This is a genomic window from Salipiger bermudensis, assembly GCF_020171625.1.
Taxonomy (GTDB): Bacteria; Pseudomonadota; Alphaproteobacteria; order Rhodobacterales; family Rhodobacteraceae; genus Salipiger; species Salipiger bermudensis_B.
Window position 1 is genome coordinate 1 of record NZ_JAIUZY010000013.1, and the last position, 15,649, is coordinate 15,649.

The 15,649-nt window shown below is 67.7% G+C and carries 14 protein-coding genes; 6 read left to right on the plus strand and 8 right to left on the minus strand.

Features of this window, described 5'->3' with window-relative positions:
• Positions 1 to 303: 303 nt before the first annotated feature.
• From dxs to LCM15_RS18520, 6 genes are all read right to left on the minus strand, one after another.
• On the minus strand, positions 304 to 2,229 hold the full coding sequence (dxs, locus tag LCM15_RS18495) for a 1-deoxy-D-xylulose-5-phosphate synthase (RefSeq protein ID WP_224859040.1): 1,926 nt from the start codon (positions 2,227 to 2,229) through the stop codon (positions 304 to 306).
• A gap of 15 nt (positions 2,230 to 2,244) precedes the next feature.
• On the minus strand, positions 2,245 to 3,114 hold the full coding sequence (locus LCM15_RS18500; protein WP_224859042.1) for a polyprenyl synthetase family protein: 870 nt from the start codon (positions 3,112 to 3,114) through the stop codon (positions 2,245 to 2,247).
• 6 nt (positions 3,115 to 3,120) lie between these two features.
• Positions 3,121 to 3,363 (minus strand): exodeoxyribonuclease VII small subunit, encoded by a 243-nt coding sequence (locus LCM15_RS18505; protein ID WP_007793548.1) that lies wholly within the window; start codon positions 3,361 to 3,363, stop codon positions 3,121 to 3,123.
• Positions 3,360 to 4,286 carry a histone deacetylase family protein gene (locus LCM15_RS18510; protein WP_224859044.1) on the minus strand — a complete coding sequence of 309 codons (927 nt, stop codon included), beginning with the start codon at positions 4,284 to 4,286 and terminating at the stop codon, positions 3,360 to 3,362. The genes LCM15_RS18505 and LCM15_RS18510 overlap by 4 nt, the downstream gene beginning before the upstream one ends.
• 84 nt (positions 4,287 to 4,370) lie before the next feature.
• A complete protein-coding gene (locus tag LCM15_RS18515) occupies positions 4,371 to 5,072 on the minus strand; it encodes a response regulator (protein ID WP_224859046.1) in 702 nt (233 codons plus the stop codon).
• Complete coding sequence (locus LCM15_RS18520; RefSeq protein ID WP_224859048.1) at positions 5,069 to 5,581, minus strand: MarR family winged helix-turn-helix transcriptional regulator; 513 nt, start codon at positions 5,579 to 5,581, stop codon at positions 5,069 to 5,071. Before LCM15_RS18520 ends, LCM15_RS18515 begins: the two co-directional genes overlap by 4 nt.
• A 165-nt stretch (positions 5,582 to 5,746) precedes the next feature.
• On the opposite strand from LCM15_RS18520, the gene LCM15_RS18525 reads away from it, so the two are divergent.
• From LCM15_RS18525 to LCM15_RS18535, 3 genes are all read left to right on the plus strand, one after another.
• Entirely contained in the window at positions 5,747 to 6,616 is an 870-nt protein-coding gene (locus LCM15_RS18525; protein ID WP_224859050.1) for a branched-chain amino acid aminotransferase, read from the plus strand.
• Between the two features lie 828 nt (positions 6,617 to 7,444).
• Entirely contained in the window at positions 7,445 to 8,929 is a 1,485-nt protein-coding gene (locus tag LCM15_RS18530; protein ID WP_224859052.1) for an AMP nucleosidase, read from the plus strand.
• 141 nt (positions 8,930 to 9,070) lie between these two features.
• Positions 9,071 to 9,358: an HU family DNA-binding protein gene (locus tag LCM15_RS18535; protein WP_007793529.1), complete on the plus strand. Its 288-nt coding sequence runs from the start codon at positions 9,071 to 9,073 to the stop codon at positions 9,356 to 9,358.
• 663 nt (positions 9,359 to 10,021) lie between these two features.
• Here LCM15_RS18535 and LCM15_RS18540 read toward each other — a convergent pair.
• Both LCM15_RS18540 and LCM15_RS18545 read right to left on the minus strand, forming a co-directional pair.
• A complete protein-coding gene (locus LCM15_RS18540) occupies positions 10,022 to 10,723 on the minus strand; it encodes a GNAT family N-acetyltransferase (RefSeq protein ID WP_224859054.1) in 702 nt (233 codons plus the stop codon).
• A gap of 3 nt (positions 10,724 to 10,726) precedes the next feature.
• Positions 10,727 to 12,115 carry an aspartate aminotransferase family protein gene (locus LCM15_RS18545; protein WP_224859056.1) on the minus strand — a complete coding sequence of 463 codons (1,389 nt, stop codon included), beginning with the start codon at positions 12,113 to 12,115 and terminating at the stop codon, positions 10,727 to 10,729.
• A 316-nt stretch (positions 12,116 to 12,431) separates the two neighbouring features.
• On the opposite strand from LCM15_RS18545, the gene LCM15_RS18550 reads away from it, so the two are divergent.
• From LCM15_RS18550 to LCM15_RS18560, 3 genes are all read left to right on the plus strand, one after another.
• On the plus strand, positions 12,432 to 13,424 hold the full coding sequence (locus LCM15_RS18550; protein WP_224859058.1) for an ABC transporter substrate-binding protein: 993 nt from the start codon (positions 12,432 to 12,434) through the stop codon (positions 13,422 to 13,424).
• 109 nt (positions 13,425 to 13,533) lie between these two features.
• The gene (locus tag LCM15_RS18555) at positions 13,534 to 14,340 is read left to right on the plus strand and encodes a taurine ABC transporter ATP-binding protein (protein WP_224859060.1); all 807 of its coding nucleotides are present in this window, start codon (positions 13,534 to 13,536) and stop codon (positions 14,338 to 14,340) included.
• A complete protein-coding gene (locus LCM15_RS18560; protein ID WP_224859062.1) occupies positions 14,337 to 15,602 on the plus strand; it encodes an ABC transporter permease in 1,266 nt (421 codons plus the stop codon). Before LCM15_RS18555 ends, LCM15_RS18560 begins: the two co-directional genes overlap by 4 nt.
• Positions 15,603 to 15,649 lie beyond the last annotated feature (47 nt).

Sequence of the window (15,649 nt, forward strand, 5' to 3'; positions counted from 1 at the left end):
ATCGTGCCGGAGACGCTGGCGGGATAAAAGCGGGTTGGGTCAGACATGGGTCTCTGAGCTGTTGGGCAGGGGAGGGACGCAGCGCCCTGTCGCAACGGAGGTTCGTCTGGAAGGGGAAGTAGGGGGCTCTGCCCCCTCTTGGCGCTGTGCGCCAATTCACCCCCGAGGTATTTTTGAACCAAAGAAGCCAGGAGCGCTGCGCCCGCATCTTCTCTTCGTCAAAAATACTCCCGCCGGAGGCGTCCGAGGGGGCAGCTCTCGCGAGGCCGGGCGTGGGCGCGGCTGCGTCCAATGCGCCTTGGGTCAGGCTTTGCGGCTGAGGAGGTCGACCCCGAGGGTGGTGAGGACCTTTTCCTCGATGTGCCGCGCATCGAGGCCGGCGCTTTCGTACATGTCGTCGGGGCTGGCGTGGTCGATGAACGTGTCCGGCAGCACCATGGAGCGGAACTTGAGCCCGTGGTCGAACACACCCTCGTCGGAGAGCAGCTGCGCCACGTGGCTGCCGAAGCCGCCAACCGCGCCTTCCTCGATGGTGATCAGGGCTTCGTGCTCCGCCGCGAGCCGCAGGATCAGGTCGCGGTCGAGCGGCTTGGCGAAGCGGGCATCGGCGACGGTGGGCGTGATGCCCCGGGCCGAGAGCTTCTCGCAGGCCTTGCGGACCTCGCCGAGACGGGTCCCGAAGCTCAGGAGCGCCACGCGCTTGCCCTCGGAGACGATGCGGCCGCGCCCGATCTCGAGGATCTCGCCGGCCTCGGGCATCTCGACCCCCTCGCCCTCGCCGCGCGGGTAGCGGAAGGCGATGGGGCCCTCTTCATGGGCGGCGGCGGTGGCCACCATGTGCTTGAGCTCGGCCTCGTCGGCGGCGGCCATCACCACCATGCCCGGCAGGTTGGCCATGAAGGCGATGTCATAGGCGCCGGCATGGGTGGCGCCGTCCGCCCCGACAAGCCCGGCACGGTCGATGGCAAAGCGCACCGGCAGGCGCTGGATCGCCACGTCATGCACTACCTGATCGTAGCCGCGCTGCAGGAAGGTCGAGTACATGGCGCAGAACGGCTTCATGCCGCCCGCCGCGAGACCGGCGGCGAAGGTCACGCCGTGCTGCTCGGCGATGCCCACGTCGAACACCCGCGAGGGGTAGCGCTCGGCCATCAGGTCGAGACCGGTGCCGTCGGGCATGGCGGCGGTCACCGCGCAGATGCGGCTGTCCTCGGCGGCGAGGCGGGTCAGCTCCTTGGCGAAGACCTTGGTATAGGCCGGCGCGTTGGAGGGGGCCTTCTTCTGCTCGCCGGTGGCGACGTCGAACTTGGCGCGGGCGTGGCCGCGATCGGCGGACTCCTCCGCCGGGCCGTAACCCTTGCCCTTCTTCGTCAGCACGTGCAGCAGGATCGGCTTGCTGGCGCGGGCGCGCACCATGCGCAGCACCGGCAGCAGCTGGTGCAGGTCGTGGCCGTCGAGCGGGCCGAGATAGTCGAACCCCAGCTCCTCGAACAGCGTGCCCCCCACGGTCATGCCCTTGAGCATCTCCTTGGCGCGCTTGGCGCCCTCGCGGAACGGCGGCGGCAGCAGCGAGACCGCGCCCTTGGCGGCGGCCTTGAGGTCCTGAAACGGCTCCTCGGCATAGAGCCGCGACAGGTAGGACGACATCGCCCCGGTGGGCGGCGCGATGGACATCTCGTTGTCGTTGAGGATGACGATCAGCCGCTTGCCGAGATGGCCCGCGTTGTTCATCGCCTCGAAGGCCATGCCGGCGCTCATCGCGCCGTCGCCGATCACCGCGATGGCATCGCCCGTGCCGGTGTCGCAGACGCCGCCGAGATCGCGTGCCACGGCAAAGCCGAGCGCGGCGGAGATCGAGGTCGAGCTGTGGCCGGCGCCGAACGGATCGTAGGGCGACTCGGAGCGCTTGGTGAAGCCCGACAGCCCGCCCTTCTTGCGCAGCGTGCGGATGCGGTCGCGGCGTCCGGTCAGGATCTTGTGGGGGTAAGCCTGGTGCGAGACGTCCCAGATCACCTTGTCGCGCGGCGTGTCGAACACCGCGTGCAGCGCCACGGTCAGCTCGACCACGCCGAGGCCCGCGCCGAGATGGCCGCCGGTCTCGGAGACCGCGGCGATGGTCTCGTGGCGCAGCTCGTGGGCGATCTGCTCGAGCTCGGCATCGGAGAAGCGCTTGAGATCGGCGGGCGAGCTCACCCGGTCGAGAAGCGGCGTTTGGGGGCTGTCAGACATCCTGTCCCTCGACACTCAGTTCCGGCGGGAGATAACGAAGCGGGCGGCCTCCCGCAAGGCGTCGGCCCGGTGACCATACGGAGATAGCGCGTCGCAGGCCTCGGTCACGAGTGACGCGGCGCGCGTTCTGGCGCCATCGAGGCCGAGCAGCGACACGAAGGTCGCCTTGCCGCGCCCGGCATCCTTGCCCACCGCCTTGCCGACGGTTGCGGCGTCACCCTCGACATCGAGGATGTCGTCGGCGATCTGGAAGGCGAGGCCGAGGCGCTCGGCATAGGCGGTGAGCGGCGTGGCATCGGCCTGCGCCAGCCGCGCGCCGGCCTCGGCCGACCAGACGATGAGCGCGCCGGTCTTGCCGGCCTGCAATGCGGTGATCTGCTCCAGCGTGAGCGGCGTGTCTGCGCGCTCGGCGGCCATGTCGAGCGCCTGTCCCAGCACCATGCCGCGGACACCGGCGGCGCGGGCGAGGCTCAGGCCCAGATCGGCGCGCACCAGCGGGTCGGGGTGGCAGCGCGGGTCCGCGACCATCTCGAAGCTCAGCGCCTGCAACGCATCGCCCGCCAGGACGGCGGTGGCCTCGTTCCATTTGCGGTGCACCGTGGGCAGGCCGCGGCGCAGATCGTCATCGTCCATGCAGGGAAGGTCGTCGTGCACGAGGCTGTAGGCGTGAATCGCCTCGATGGCGCAGGCCGGCCAGAGGGCGCGCTCCGGCGCCACGTCGTGCAGCCGGGCCGTCTCGAGCACCAGCCAGCCGCGCAGCCCCTTGCCACCGGCGGTGGCGTAGCGCATCGCGTGCAGCACCGGCAGGTCGGCGGCGTCGCTCAGGACGTGATCGAAATGGGCGGCGACGGCGCGGGCGCCGGCCTCGAGGCTGTCACGGAACATCGGGGGTCAGAGACCTTCGGCGGCCTTCAGCCCGGCGGGCTGGCCTTCGGCATCGAGGGTGATCTGAGCGACCTTCTCCTCGGCTTCCTTGAGCTTGGTCTCGCAGCGCGCCTTGAGCTTGGCGCCGCGTTCGTAGAGCGCGATCGACTGCTCCAGCGGCACCTCGCCGCGTTCTAGCTGGCCCACCACCTGCTCGAGCTCGGCCATGGCCTGTTCGAATGTCATCTCCTCGACGGGCGTGTCGCTCATTTTCCTGCCTCGATCAGTTCTTCCACATGGGCGCGGGCCGAGCCGGCCAGCGCGGCGAGATCATAGCCGCCTTCCAGCACCGAGACCACCCGCCCCTCGCATTGATCGGCGGCGATCCGGCAAAGCTCGCGCGTCAGCCAGGCGAAATCCTGATCCTTCCACTTCAGCTGTGCCAGCGGATCGTCCTGATGGGCGTCGAAGCCGGCCGAGATTACGATCAGGTCGGGGCGGAAGTCCCGCAGACGGGGCAGGGCCTGCTCGGTGTAGGCGCGATACATCTCGGTGCCGCCGCTGCCGGGGGCGAGGGGCAGGTTGAGCACGTTGTCATGTGCGCCGCGTTCGGTCGCCGCACCGGTGCCGGGCCAGAGCGGATATTGCTGCGACGAGATGAACAGCGCGCGCGGCTCGTCCCAGAGCAGGTCCTGCGTTCCGTTGCCGTGATGCACGTCGAAATCCACCACCGCGACGCGCTCGAGCCCGTGGTGATCGAGCGCGTATTTCGCCGCCAGCGCGGCGTTGCCGAAGAGGCAAAAGCCCATCGGGGTCTCGCGCTCGGCATGGTGGCCCGGGGGCCGGGTGGCGCAGAAGGCGTTGCGCACCTCGCGCGACATCACCGCGTCGACGGCGCGGATCGCGGCCCCGGCGCCCCGGCGCGCCGCCATCATCGAGCCCGGCGACATCCATGTGTCGCCATCGAGCGCGATCTCGCCCTCGGCGGGTTCGGCGCCGGCGATGCGCGCGATGTAGGCCTGCGGATGCACCCGCGCGAGATCCTCGTCGCTCGCCGGCGGTGCGCTCAGACGCAGGAGGTGGAGCGGGGCCAGCGCGTGCAGCACATGCTCGAGCCGGGCCACCTGCTCGGGGTGGCCCTCGGGCGTGACATGCTCGAGGCAGTCGGCATGGCTGATCAGTGCCGTGGTCATGACGGATCCTCCCTCATCGGTCCGGGCCACCAGACCGCGATTGGCCGGCAGGAACAAGGTGCGAATTGCAGCGCTGGCGGCGGCTCAGTCGGGCGCCAGCATGTAGCCCGCGCCGCGCACGGTCTGCAGGTAGCGCGGCTGCTTGGGGTCGGTCTCGATCTTTCGGCGCAGGCGGGTGATCTGCACGTCGACCGCGCGCTCCTGCGCCTGCCCCTTGTCGCGGCCCAGTTCCTCGACCAGCTGGGTCCGGCTCAGCGCCTCGCCCGGGCGGGCCGAGAAGATCCGCATCAGCTGGCTCTCGGTGGCGGTGAGGCGCACGAGGTCTTCGCCCTTCCACATCTCGCCGCGCTCGATGTCGTAGCGGATGGGGCCGAGGCCGATGAGCTTGGGCACGGTGGTCTCGGACGGGGCCTCGGGCATCCGCCGCAGGATGGCATTGATGCGCAGCAAGAGCTCCTTCGGCTCGAACGGCTTAGCGAGGTAGTCGTCGGCCCCGGCTTCGAGCCCCTTGATGCGGTCCTCGGTCTCGCCGCGTGCGGTGAGCAGCATGATCGGCGTGCTCGAGGTCTCGCGGATCGCCCCGGTGAGCGAGATGCCGTCCTCGCCGGGCATCATCACGTCGAGCACGATCATGTCGAATTCGAGCCCGGTGAGCAGGCGGCGGGCATGGGCGGCATCGCGCGCGGCGCTGACAAGGAAGCCGTGGCGCATCAGGAACTTCTGCAGCAGGCCGCGGATGCGTTCGTCGTCGTCGACGATCAGGATGTGGGCATCGGGATCGCTCATCCTCGGGCCTCGCGCAGGCCGGAGTAGTGACGGCGCATCTCGGGGTCCATCATCGCCTCGAGCACCCTGCGGAACCCGGCAACGGCCTCGGGGCCGGCCTGCCGGTAGGCGGCGCGCATCCGCGCCCGCTGCGCTTCGGACAGCTGGTGCTCAAGCGCCGCGCCGGCCTCGGTCAGGTGTAGGTGCCGCTCGCGCTTGTCGGCGCGGCCGACCCGGCTTTCGACCAGCCCGTCCTCGATCAGGGTGCGCAGCACGCGGTTGAGCGACTGCTTGGTGACCCCGAGGATCGACAGCAGGTTGTTGACCGTGGTGCCGGGCGCGATGTGGATGAAGTGGATGGCGCGGTGATGTGCGCGACCGTATTGCAGGCCCTGCAGGATGCGGTCGGGATCGGCGGTAAACGCCCGGTACGCAAAGAACATCGCCTCGATGCCCTGCCGGAGCTGTTCGTCGGTGAGATAGAGCAGCAGTTCGCCGCCATGTCCCTGACTGCCCGGTCCGTCCGCCATTGCTGCCCCTCTTTCGTCTTCCGTCTTTTGCCGCAGTTTAAGTCAGCCTTGTTGACATTCCAATAGCAAACTGGTAGCGAGTCGCAGTTTTTCCGCAATTATATGTCCGCATCGGACATAACCTGCGCAACAAATGAAAAAACAACGCCGAGAAGGAGACCCGCTATGGAAGGTGCGTATGACGACCGCGACGGTAAGATCTGGCTCGATGGGCAGATGGTGGAGTGGCGCGATGCGAAGGTACACGTCCTGACCCATGCGCTGCATTACGCGAGCTCGGTCTTCGAGGGCGAGCGGGCCTATAACGGCAAGATCTTCCTTGGCCACGCCCATTCCGAGCGCCTGATCGCCTCGGCGAATATGCTCGATTTCGAGATCCCCTACAGCGCCGACGAGATCGACGCGATCAAGGCCGAGGTGCTCAAGGTCAACGGGTTCACCAATGCCTATGTGCGGGCGGTGGCGTGGCGCGGTGCGGGCCCGGACATGGGTGTCGCCTCGTCGCGCAACCCGGTGCAGCTTGCCGTGGCGGCCTGGGAGTGGGGCAACTACTATGGTGACGCCAAGACCAAGGGCGCCAAGCTCGACATCGCCAAGTGGAAGCGCCCGTCGCCCGAGACCATCCCGGTGCACGCCAAGGCGGCCGGCCTCTACATGATCTGCACCATGTCCAAGCACGCCGCCGAGGCAAAGGGCTGCTCGGACGCGCTGTTCATGGATTACCGCGGCTACGTGGCCGAGGCGACCGGCGCCAACATCTTCTTCGTGAAGGATGGCGAGGTGCACACGCCGCTGGCCGACTGCTTCCTCAACGGCCTGACCCGGCAGACGGTGATCCGGCTGCTGAAGGAAAAGGGCATCACCGTGCACGAGCGCCACATCATGCCCGAGGAGCTTGAGGGCTTCGAGCAGTGCTGGCTCACCGGCACCGCCGCCGAGGTCACCCCGGTGGGGCAGATCGGCGATTACACCTTCGAGGTCGGCGCGCTGACCCTCGACATCGCCGAGACCTACGAGACGCTGGTGCGCAGCTGAGGCTGACATTACGTGTATGAGACAGGGCACCCCGTGGCTGACGCCGCGGGGTGCTTTGTGTTCCGGGGGAGGGGGCTAAGGCTGGTCGCCCGACTGCGCGGAACCAAGGCCGAAGGCCGCCGCGCCATCGCCGGCCCGCCCCGACGGGCTGGCGATCTGGTGACGCAAGAGCCGCTTGTTGGGGGTCTTCGGATCTGGCCGGGATAAATCGAGAGGTTCAAAGCGCAGATCGCCACCCAGCGGGCCGGCGATGGCGCGGCGGCGCCCCGGGCCGCGCTGGTTCGCTGTATCGGGTCGGGAAAGGCACGTGCGCCACCGTAGGCGCGCCACGGCGATTTGGTGACGCAAGCGCGGCGTGTCGGGGTTCTTCGGATCTGGCTGTGATACGTTGAGGGACAAGGCTCAGATCGCCGCGCCTTGGTCTGGCGGTGCCGACTTGAATACCTCTGTCCGTCGTTTCGTCGCCCGACTGCGCGGAACCAAGGCCGAAGGCCGCCGCGCCATCGCCGGCCCGCCCGGACGGGCTGGCGATTTGGTTGGGCTAGGCGCTGCGTGTTGGGGGTCTTCGGATCTGGCTGGGATAAATCGAAAGGTTCGACGCGCAGATCGCCACCCCGCGGGCCGGCGATGGCGCAGCGGCGTCCCGGACGCTCAGGGGCTGCGAGGCCGACACACGGTTTTCACAGACCTACCCCTATTGGCAGGGGCGACGGCTCGCACCGCGATGAGCGCCCCCACAACCCTCCCTGACGTTAACCGGCATACCAGCGCTTGAACGCCCCGCGCCTTGGTGTCACCCTGCCGCGCAAAGATAGTGACGAGGCAGCTATGCAGGACAACCACGCACCGCTGGAGATCGTGTCTCCCGAGGCCCCCGAGGCCGCGCTCTTTACCGAGGCGGAGGCCGCGGTGGACCGGCTCTGCGACCTCTACGAGCTGTCGGTCACCTTCCTGCACGACCGCTTTCTTGACGCTATGGCGACCGGTCACCCCGGCGTGCGGCTGCGCGCTTTCTATCCGGAAGTGCGGATCACCACCGGCACCCATGCCAAGGTCGACAGTCGCCTGAGCTTTGGCCACGTGGCAGCGCCCGGCACCCACGCTGCCAGCATCACCCGACCCGATCTCTTCCGGCACTACCTCAAGCAGCAGATCGGACTGCTGCTCGAGAACCACCAGGTGGCGGTGCAGGTCGGTCTATCGTCGACCCCGATGCCGGTGCATTTCGCCGTCGCCAACTATCCCGACCTTGCGGTGCCGCAGGAGGGGGCCGGGCGCTTCATCCTGCGCGACGTGTTCGACGTGCCGGATCTCAGCTCGACCAATGACGACATCGTCAACGGCGTGGCAAAGCCAGCCGAGGACGGCGCCGGGCCGCTGGCGCCCTTTACCGCGCAGCGCGTCGACTACTCGCTGGCGCGGCTGGCGCATTACACCGCCACCGATCCGGCGCACTTCCAGAACCACGTGCTGTTCACCAACTACCAGTTCTATGTCAGCGAGTTCGAGGCCTATGCGCGCCAGCAGCTCGCCGATCCCGAGAGCGGCTACACCAGCTTCGTCTCAACCGGCAATGTCGAGATCACCGATCCCGACACGGCGATCCCGCCGAGCCTGAAGATGCCGCAGATGCCGACCTACCATCTCAAGCGCAAGGACGGCTCGGGCATCACGCTGGTCAATATCGGGGTGGGGCCCTCGAACGCCAAGACCGCCACCGACCACATCGCCGTGCTGCGCCCCCATGCGTGGCTGATGGTCGGTCATTGCGCCGGGCTGCGCTCTTCGCAGAGCCTTGGCGATTTCGTGCTCGCCCATGCCTATCTGCGCGAGGACAAGGTGCTCGACGACGACCTGCCGGTCTGGGTGCCGATCCCGGCTCTGGCCGAGATACAGGTGGCGCTCGAGCAGGCGGTGGCCGAGGAGACCCAGCTCGACGGGTTCGACCTCAAGCGGATCATGCGCACCGGCACCGTGGCCTCGGTCGACAACCGCAACTGGGAACTGCGCGACCAGTCCGGCCCGGTGCAGCGCCTGAGCCAGTCGCGCGCCGTCGCGCTCGACATGGAGAGCGCCACCATCGCCGCCAACGGCTTCCGCTTCCGGGTGCCCTACGGCACGCTGCTCTGCGTCAGCGACAAGCCGCTGCATGGCGAGCTGAAACTGCCGGGCATGGCGAGCGACTTCTACAAGACGCAGGTTGCACGCCACCTGATGATCGGGATACGAGCCATGGAGAGACTGCGCGGGATGCCGCTGGAGCGCCTGCACTCGCGCAAGCTGCGTAGCTTTGAGGAAACAGCTTTCCTCTGACATCGGTACATCGCCGCCGAAAGCCGCTATATGCGCAGTTTTCCCTTGCAAATAGCCCCTATTCGTTGTGTTTGAACTCCATATGATGTTACTTTCCCGTATCGAGGCCCAATCGTTCGGGCAGTTCAAGGAGACCATGAAATGGCGAAACCGATGACCAAGACCCAGCTGGTGGCCGCTCTGGCCGAAGAGATGGGCGCAGACAAGAAGACCGCCTCCACCGCGCTGGATGCGATCACCGGGATCATCACCAAGGAAGTCGCCGAAGGCGGCGCGGTGACCCTTCCGGGCGTCGGCAAGATCTACTGCCGCGAGCGCCCCGAGCGCATGGTGCGCAACCCCGCCACCGGCGAACAGTTCAAGAAAGAAGCCGACAAGCAGGTCAAGATGACCATCGCGAAGGCTCTGAAGGACAGCGTCAACGGCTGATCCAGCCCCGGACGACATGACCTTGAAAGGACCGCCATCTGGCGGTCCTTTTTCGTTTGTATACAGGGGGTTGTCGGGTCGTGGTGCGTGGCCGCGGCGCGTGCCAGCGCCGCGGCAGGGCGGTGCATTCTAGACCTCCCAGTGCCGCTCGGGTGGCGCCCGGTGCTAGGGACGGTGGTGGGTGTTGCAACCTGCGTGCGATCCGGAAGCGCCCCCCTTTCACACATTCTGATGAAATCGCTGCCGTGCGAGCTGCTTTGCTTCGCGCTTCACTCGGCGCCACACGCGATGCAGCAGTCCTATGCAGACCGGCCCGACGGTTTCGGGCTGACCTGTCCGCAATACCGGCTGACCACGGCGCTCCGGGCCGAGGGCGGGTGCACCGTCGGGGCAATGGGAAAAGCGCTGCGTCTCGAATCGAACACGCCAAGACCGATGCCGACGCGCTTTGAAGGGCAGGGGCTGGTCCGCCGCAGGCGGGACAGGACGACCGGCGGATGGTAATCGAGCTGACGGCCAAGGGCCATGCGCCGCCGGAAGAGGCCGCGCGGAGCTCCGAGCGCCTGCGCGAGCGCGGCGGGCGTCCGTTGGAGGAAGTCACGAGAGCTGCCCGATCTCGGGGAGCCTACGCGCACGGCGAACGAGGACGCCAAGGGCGCCGCCTCAGGCGACGGCGCCGAGCCTGGCGAGCTGGCGCCCGTCCGCGTCGAAGTTCTCGGGCGCCAGCCAGTGCTCGAACCGGGCCTTCAGGGCGGGCCATTCGCCGTCCAGCACCGAGAACCACGCGGTGTCGCGGTTGCGGCCCTTGACGATGGTCGCCTGCCGGAAGGTGCCCTCGTACTGGAAGCCGAGCCGCTGCGCCGCGCGGCGCGAGGGCTCGTTGAGCGCGTCGCATTTCCATTCGTAGCGGCGGTAGCCCAGCGTGTCGAAGGCGTGCGCCATCATCAAGTACATCGCCTCGGTGGCGCCGGCGGTCTTCTGCAGGCGCGGCGCCATGTGGATGAAGCCGACCTCAATCGACCCGACGGACGGGTCAATGCGCAGATAGGAGCAGAAGCCGACCGGCTGCCCGTCGGGCGTGCAGATGGCGAAATAGAGCGGGTCCGCGCTGGCCGCTGCCGTGCTGGCCCAGTCTCTCGCATCCGCGAGATCGGCGAAGGGGGCAATCGGCAGGTAGGTCCAGCCCTGGCCCGTGCTGTCTTCGGCGAAGGCCTCGAAAAGGCCCGGCGCATGGTCCACGGTCAGCGGCTCGAGGCGCACGCATTGGCCTTCGATGACGCGGCGCTCCGGGCGCGGGCGGGGGAAGGACCCGTCGACCGGATGGCCGACGGGTTGCCCCAGTTCGTTCAGCGGCGTCTCGGACATGGATCAGGCGAAGACCTTGGTGAGGCTGCGGTCCACCGCGTCGACGATCTGGTCGATATCGTCCGCCGTGGCGATCAGCGGCGGCGCGAAGCACAGCACGTTGTTCAGCCCCGGGTTCGAGCGGTTGGTGGCGCCGATGATGACCCCGTCGGCAGCACAGGCGCCAACCACGGCCCCGATCTGCTTTTCCGAGACCGGCTCCTTGGTGCTGCGGTCGCTGACCAGTTCCAGCCCGAGGAACAGCCCCTTGCCACGCGCCTCGCCCACGACGGCGTGCTTGTCGCCAAGCGCGGCCAGCTTCTCGAGCATGTAGTCGCCCATCTTGGTGGTGTTCTCGAGCAGGTTCTCGTCTTCGATGATGCGCATGTTCTCGAGCGCCGCCGCCGGGCCGGCGGTGCAGCCGCCGAAGGTCGAGATGTCGCGGAAGTAGTTCAGCGGATCGCTGTCATCGTCCTTGAACATGTCGAAGACGCGTTCCGAGGTGACGCAGCAGGCGATGGCGGCGTAGCCCGACGCGACCCCCTTGGCCATGGTCACGAAATCCGGCTCGACGCCGTAATGCTGGTAGCCGAACCAGTGCGTGCCGGTGCGGCCCACGCCGCAGACGACCTCGTCGATATGCAGCAGGATGTCGTACTTGCGGCAGATCTCCTGCACCCGCTCCCAATAGCCCGGGGGCGGCAGGATGACGCCGCCGCCGGCGGTCACCGGCTCGAGGCAGAGCGCGCCCACCGTGTCGGGACCCTCGCGCAGGATGACCTCCTCGATGGCGTCGGCGGCGCGCTGGCCATAGGCCTCGCCCGACAGGTCCCACTGGGCGCGGTACTCGAGGCAGTGCGGCACCGAGACGAAGGCCGGTGCGAAGGGGCCGTACTGCATGTTGCGCTCGAGCTGGCCACCGGCCGACATCGCGCCGATGGTCGAGCCGTGGTAGTCGCGCTCGCGGTAGAGGATCTTGTTCTTCTTGCCGCCATAGCGCTTGTGGGCGATCTGGCGGACCATCTTGAAGGCCTTCTCGTTCGCCTCGGAGCCCGAGTTGGTGTAGTAGACCCGGCTCATGCCCGGCATCTTCGAGATCAGCTTCTCGGCAAACAGCGCGCCCGGCACCGAGCCCGCGGCACCGGCGAAGTAGTTCAGTTTCATCAGCTGCTCGGAGATCGCGTCGACGATGGACTGGCGCCCGTAGCCCACGTTCACGGTCCAGACCGCGCCCGAGACGGCATCGATATGTTCGCGGCCGTGCTGGTCCCAGACCCGCAGGCCCTTGCCCTCGACGATGATGCGCGGGTCAGAGGTCTCGAACGGCTTGTGCTGCGTCAGATGATGCCAGACGTGGCGCTTGTCCGCCTCGACAACGTGGCTGAGATCGTTCTGCGTGAGCGTGCCGTCCATTTTTCCTGTCTCCTGGGAAGCGTGATTCCGGCCCCGGGGCCGTCTGGGGCGAATGTTAGCACACACATATTCGGGGCTGGCAACCAAAACGGCTTCTTGCGCGGGGCTGCGCCGGCGGCGTTGCGGTCAAAACCGGCAGCGGAACGGAGGGCCTGCGGGTTGTGCAGTTGCACGAAAACCGGGCGTCATCGCCGGGAAAAGCGTTGATCGGTCGCTCAATTTCGGCTCGGATTGGCCCCGGCGCAGGACCTCCGGGCCCGCGCCACAGACAAGGCGCCGCCGGTTGAGCAGGGGCCGGATGACAGGGAGAGACATGATGACGACGATCAAGGGCCTGATGACGGGGGCTGCCACCGCCGCGCTGATGACCGGCGCCGCCAGCGCGCAGGATCTGACCGTAGGCTATTTTCTCGAATGGCCGATGCCGTTCGAATACGCGAAAGCGGAAGGCTTGTACGAAGAGGCGATGGGCCTCGAGATCAACTGGGTGAGCTTCGACACTGGCACCGCGATGAGCGCCGCCATGGCCTCTGGCGACGTGCACCTCTCGGTGAGCCAGGGCGTGCCGCCCTTCGTCGTCGCCGCCTCGGCGGGGCAGGATCTTCAGATCCTCGACGTCGCGGTGAGCTACGCCGACAACGACAACTGCGTCGTGGCCGAGGCGCTCGAGATCGACAAGGACTCCGCCGGCGAGCTCGAGGGCAAGAAGGTCGCCGTGCCGCTGGGGACGGCGGCGCATTACGGCTTTCTCAAGCAAATGTCTCACTTCGGCGTCGACATCTCGACCATGGAGATCGTCGACATGGCGCCGCCCGATGGTGCCGCCGCCCTCGCGCAGGGCTCGGTCGACATGGCCTGCGGCTGGGGCGGCTCGCTGCGCCGCATGAAGGAGCACGGCAACGTGCTGCTGACCGGGGCCGAGAAGGAAGAACTGGGCATTCTGGTGTTCGACGTGACCTCCGGCCCGGCGGGCTGGGTGGCCGAGAATTCCGACATCGTGGCCGAGTTCCTCGCGGTGACCGCCGAGGCCAATGCCATGTGGGCCGATGAGGCCAACCACGACAAGATGCTGCCGGTGATCGCAAGGGATGCGGGCATGGACGAGGAGGCCACCGCCGAGACGCTGGCCACCTTCGTCTTCCCCAGCGTCGAGGAGCAGCTCACCGGGAAGTGGCTCGCAGGCGGCGCGCAGGAGTTCATGAAGGGCGTGGCCGACGTGTTTGTCGAGGCAGGCTCGATCGACGCGGCGCTCGACAGCTATGCCGACGCGGTGAACACCGGCCCGCTCGAGACGGCCTCGGGCCTTTAAGGACGCGCGGGCGCGGGGCGATCCTGCGCCGCGCCCGACACTCTTTGACGAATGAAGCAGGGGGCGAGGCAAGGCCCCTACGCCGGCAACGCACCGGCAGGCGGGGGCCATGAGCGGATTAGAGATTGAAAACCTGTCGATGCGCTTCGACCTGCCCAACGGCAGCTCGGTGCAGGCGCTGAAGGACGTGTCGCTGAATCTGGCCGAGGGCGAGCTGCTCTCGGTGCTCGGCCCCTCGGGCTGCGGCAAGACCACGCTTCTCAACATCGTGGCGGGCTTTCTCGCGCCCACGGAGGGGCAGATCCGGCTCAACGGTCACACCGTTACCGGCCCTGCCGCCGAGCGCGGCATGGTGTTCCAGCAGGGCGCGCTCTTCGAGTGGATGAACGTGCGCGAGAACGTCTCCTTCGGCCCGCGCATGGCCGGCAAGCGCGAACGGGACTGGGCTGGTACCGTCGATCACCTGCTCGACGTAGTGGGCCTGAGGGAGTTTAAGGAAAAGGCGGTCTACGAGCTTTCGGGCGGGATGCAGCAGCGCGTGGCGCTGGCCCGCTGTCTCGCCAACGATCCCGATGTGATCCTGATGGACGAGCCGCTGGGCGCGCTCGACGCGCTGACCCGCGAGAAGATGCAGTCCCTCGTGCTGAAGCTCTGGAAGGAGACCGGCAAGACCATCATCCTCATCACCCATTCGGTCGAAGAGGCACTGCTTCTGGGCGAGCGGCTGCTGGTGATGGCGCCGCGCCCGGGCCGCATCCACAAGGAATACCGTCTGCCCTTCGCCGATCTCGGAGTCGGAGAAGACCTGCGCACGGTCAAGACACACCCGCAGTTCGGCAAGACCCGCGAAGAGATCCTCGGGATGATCTGGGACATGGAAGAGGAAATCATGGGCCGCACGGAGGGAGCGCAATGATCGTCCTGCTGATCTATGTCGCGATCTTCGTGGCCTCGTTCTTCCTCGTGAAGCTGCTGGTGCACAAGACCACGCGCGATTTCACCGCCCGCAAGACCGTCACCTTCGGCGACGAGAGCGCAGTGCGCCCGAACCGCATCGCCAGCGTGATCTCGGTGCTGACGATCTTCCTGCTCTGGGGCGCCTTCACCGGCTCGGCCTGGGTGCCGGGCTTTCTGCACGCGCCGGGGCCGTTCGTGGGCGACGCCACCTTCACCTACACCGCCGAGGCCGACGGCGTGGCGCCCGACGAGGCCACGGTGACGGTGCGGGTCTTCCCGGTCGGCGCCGAGGTCGAGACGCCCGAGGTCGATCCCGGCCCCGGCTGGGCCAAGAACGATGCCGACAGCGTCGGTGCGTGGCGCTCGGGGCTGATCCGGGTCGACCGCAACGACGATCATGGCCGCGACGCGGGCCACAGGGTCGTGGCGGTCAACGGCGAGCCCATCGCGCCGGGCGGCGAGGTCCTGACCGCGTTCGGCCGGGTCGGCATGTCGCCCAAGGGCACGCTGAATGTCGAGCCGCGCAAGGGCTGGCAGATGGAGCCGATCTGGCTGCCGCCCCCCGAGGCGGTGCTGGCGCGGCTCAAGGAGATTGCGCAGGATGGTTATCGCGACAGCACGCTGTGGGAGCATCTCGGCTGGTCGCTGTTCCGGGTCATCGCGGGGTTCTCCTTCGGGGCGCTGATCGGCATCCCGCTGGGCTACGCGATGGGCCTCAGCGACTGGTTCCGCGGCTGGTTCGACCCGATCGTCGAGTTCATGCGCCCGGTGCCGCCGCTGGCGCTGATCCCGCTGGTGATCATCTGGGCCGGCATCGGCGAGACCGGCAAGATCATTCTGCTGTTCCTCGCGGCGCTCTGGATCATGGCAATCGCGGCGCGCTCGGGCGTGTCGGGGGTGAAGATCTCCAAGGTGCACGCGGCCTATTCGCTGGGCGCGTCCAAGGCGCAGATCATGCGCCACGTGATCGTGCCGAACTCGCTGCCCGAGATCTTCACCGGCGCGCGGGTGGCGATGGGCGTCTGCTGGGGCACCGTGGTCGCCGCCGAGCTGGTCGCCGCCGAAAAGGGCGCGGGCATGATGATCATGGTGGCGTCGAAGTTCCAGCTTACCGACATCGTGATCATGGGTATCATCATGATCGGCGTCATAGGCTTCGGCATCGACATCTTGATGCGGTTGGCCGAGAAGGCGCTGGTGCCGTGGAAGGGCCGGGGCTGACGGCAGGAGGGCCGAAGGCCCGCCCGGGCCTGTTCGCAGGTCTGCGG

Excerpts from the sequence above, each read along its gene's own strand:
- LCM15_RS18545 (WP_224859056.1), bottom strand. The coding sequence starts at position 12,115 with ATGGACGGCACGCTCACGCAGAACGATCTCAGCCACGTTGTCGAGGCG.
- dxs (WP_224859040.1), bottom strand. The coding sequence starts at position 2,229 with ATGTCTGACAGCCCCCAAACGCCGCTTCTCGACCGGGTGAGCTCGCCC.
- LCM15_RS18530 (WP_224859052.1), top strand. The coding sequence starts at position 7,445 with ATGCAGGACAACCACGCACCGCTGGAGATCGTGTCTCCCGAGGCCCCC.
- LCM15_RS18520 (WP_224859048.1), bottom strand. The coding sequence starts at position 5,581 with ATGGCGGACGGACCGGGCAGTCAGGGACATGGCGGCGAACTGCTGCTC.
- LCM15_RS18525 (WP_224859050.1), top strand. The coding sequence starts at position 5,747 with ATGGAAGGTGCGTATGACGACCGCGACGGTAAGATCTGGCTCGATGGG.
- LCM15_RS18505 (WP_007793548.1), bottom strand. The coding sequence starts at position 3,363 with ATGAGCGACACGCCCGTCGAGGAGATGACATTCGAACAGGCCATGGCC.
- LCM15_RS18550 (WP_224859058.1), top strand. The coding sequence starts at position 12,432 with ATGACGACGATCAAGGGCCTGATGACGGGGGCTGCCACCGCCGCGCTG.
- LCM15_RS18500 (WP_224859042.1), bottom strand. The coding sequence starts at position 3,114 with ATGTTCCGTGACAGCCTCGAGGCCGGCGCCCGCGCCGTCGCCGCCCAT.
- LCM15_RS18560 (WP_224859062.1), top strand. The coding sequence starts at position 14,337 with ATGATCGTCCTGCTGATCTATGTCGCGATCTTCGTGGCCTCGTTCTTC.
- LCM15_RS18540 (WP_224859054.1), bottom strand. The coding sequence starts at position 10,723 with ATGTCCGAGACGCCGCTGAACGAACTGGGGCAACCCGTCGGCCATCCG.
- LCM15_RS18510 (WP_224859044.1), bottom strand. The coding sequence starts at position 4,286 with ATGACCACGGCACTGATCAGCCATGCCGACTGCCTCGAGCATGTCACG.
- LCM15_RS18555 (WP_224859060.1), top strand. The coding sequence starts at position 13,534 with ATGAGCGGATTAGAGATTGAAAACCTGTCGATGCGCTTCGACCTGCCC.
- LCM15_RS18515 (WP_224859046.1), bottom strand. The coding sequence starts at position 5,072 with ATGAGCGATCCCGATGCCCACATCCTGATCGTCGACGACGACGAACGC.
- LCM15_RS18535 (WP_007793529.1), top strand. The coding sequence starts at position 9,071 with ATGGCGAAACCGATGACCAAGACCCAGCTGGTGGCCGCTCTGGCCGAA.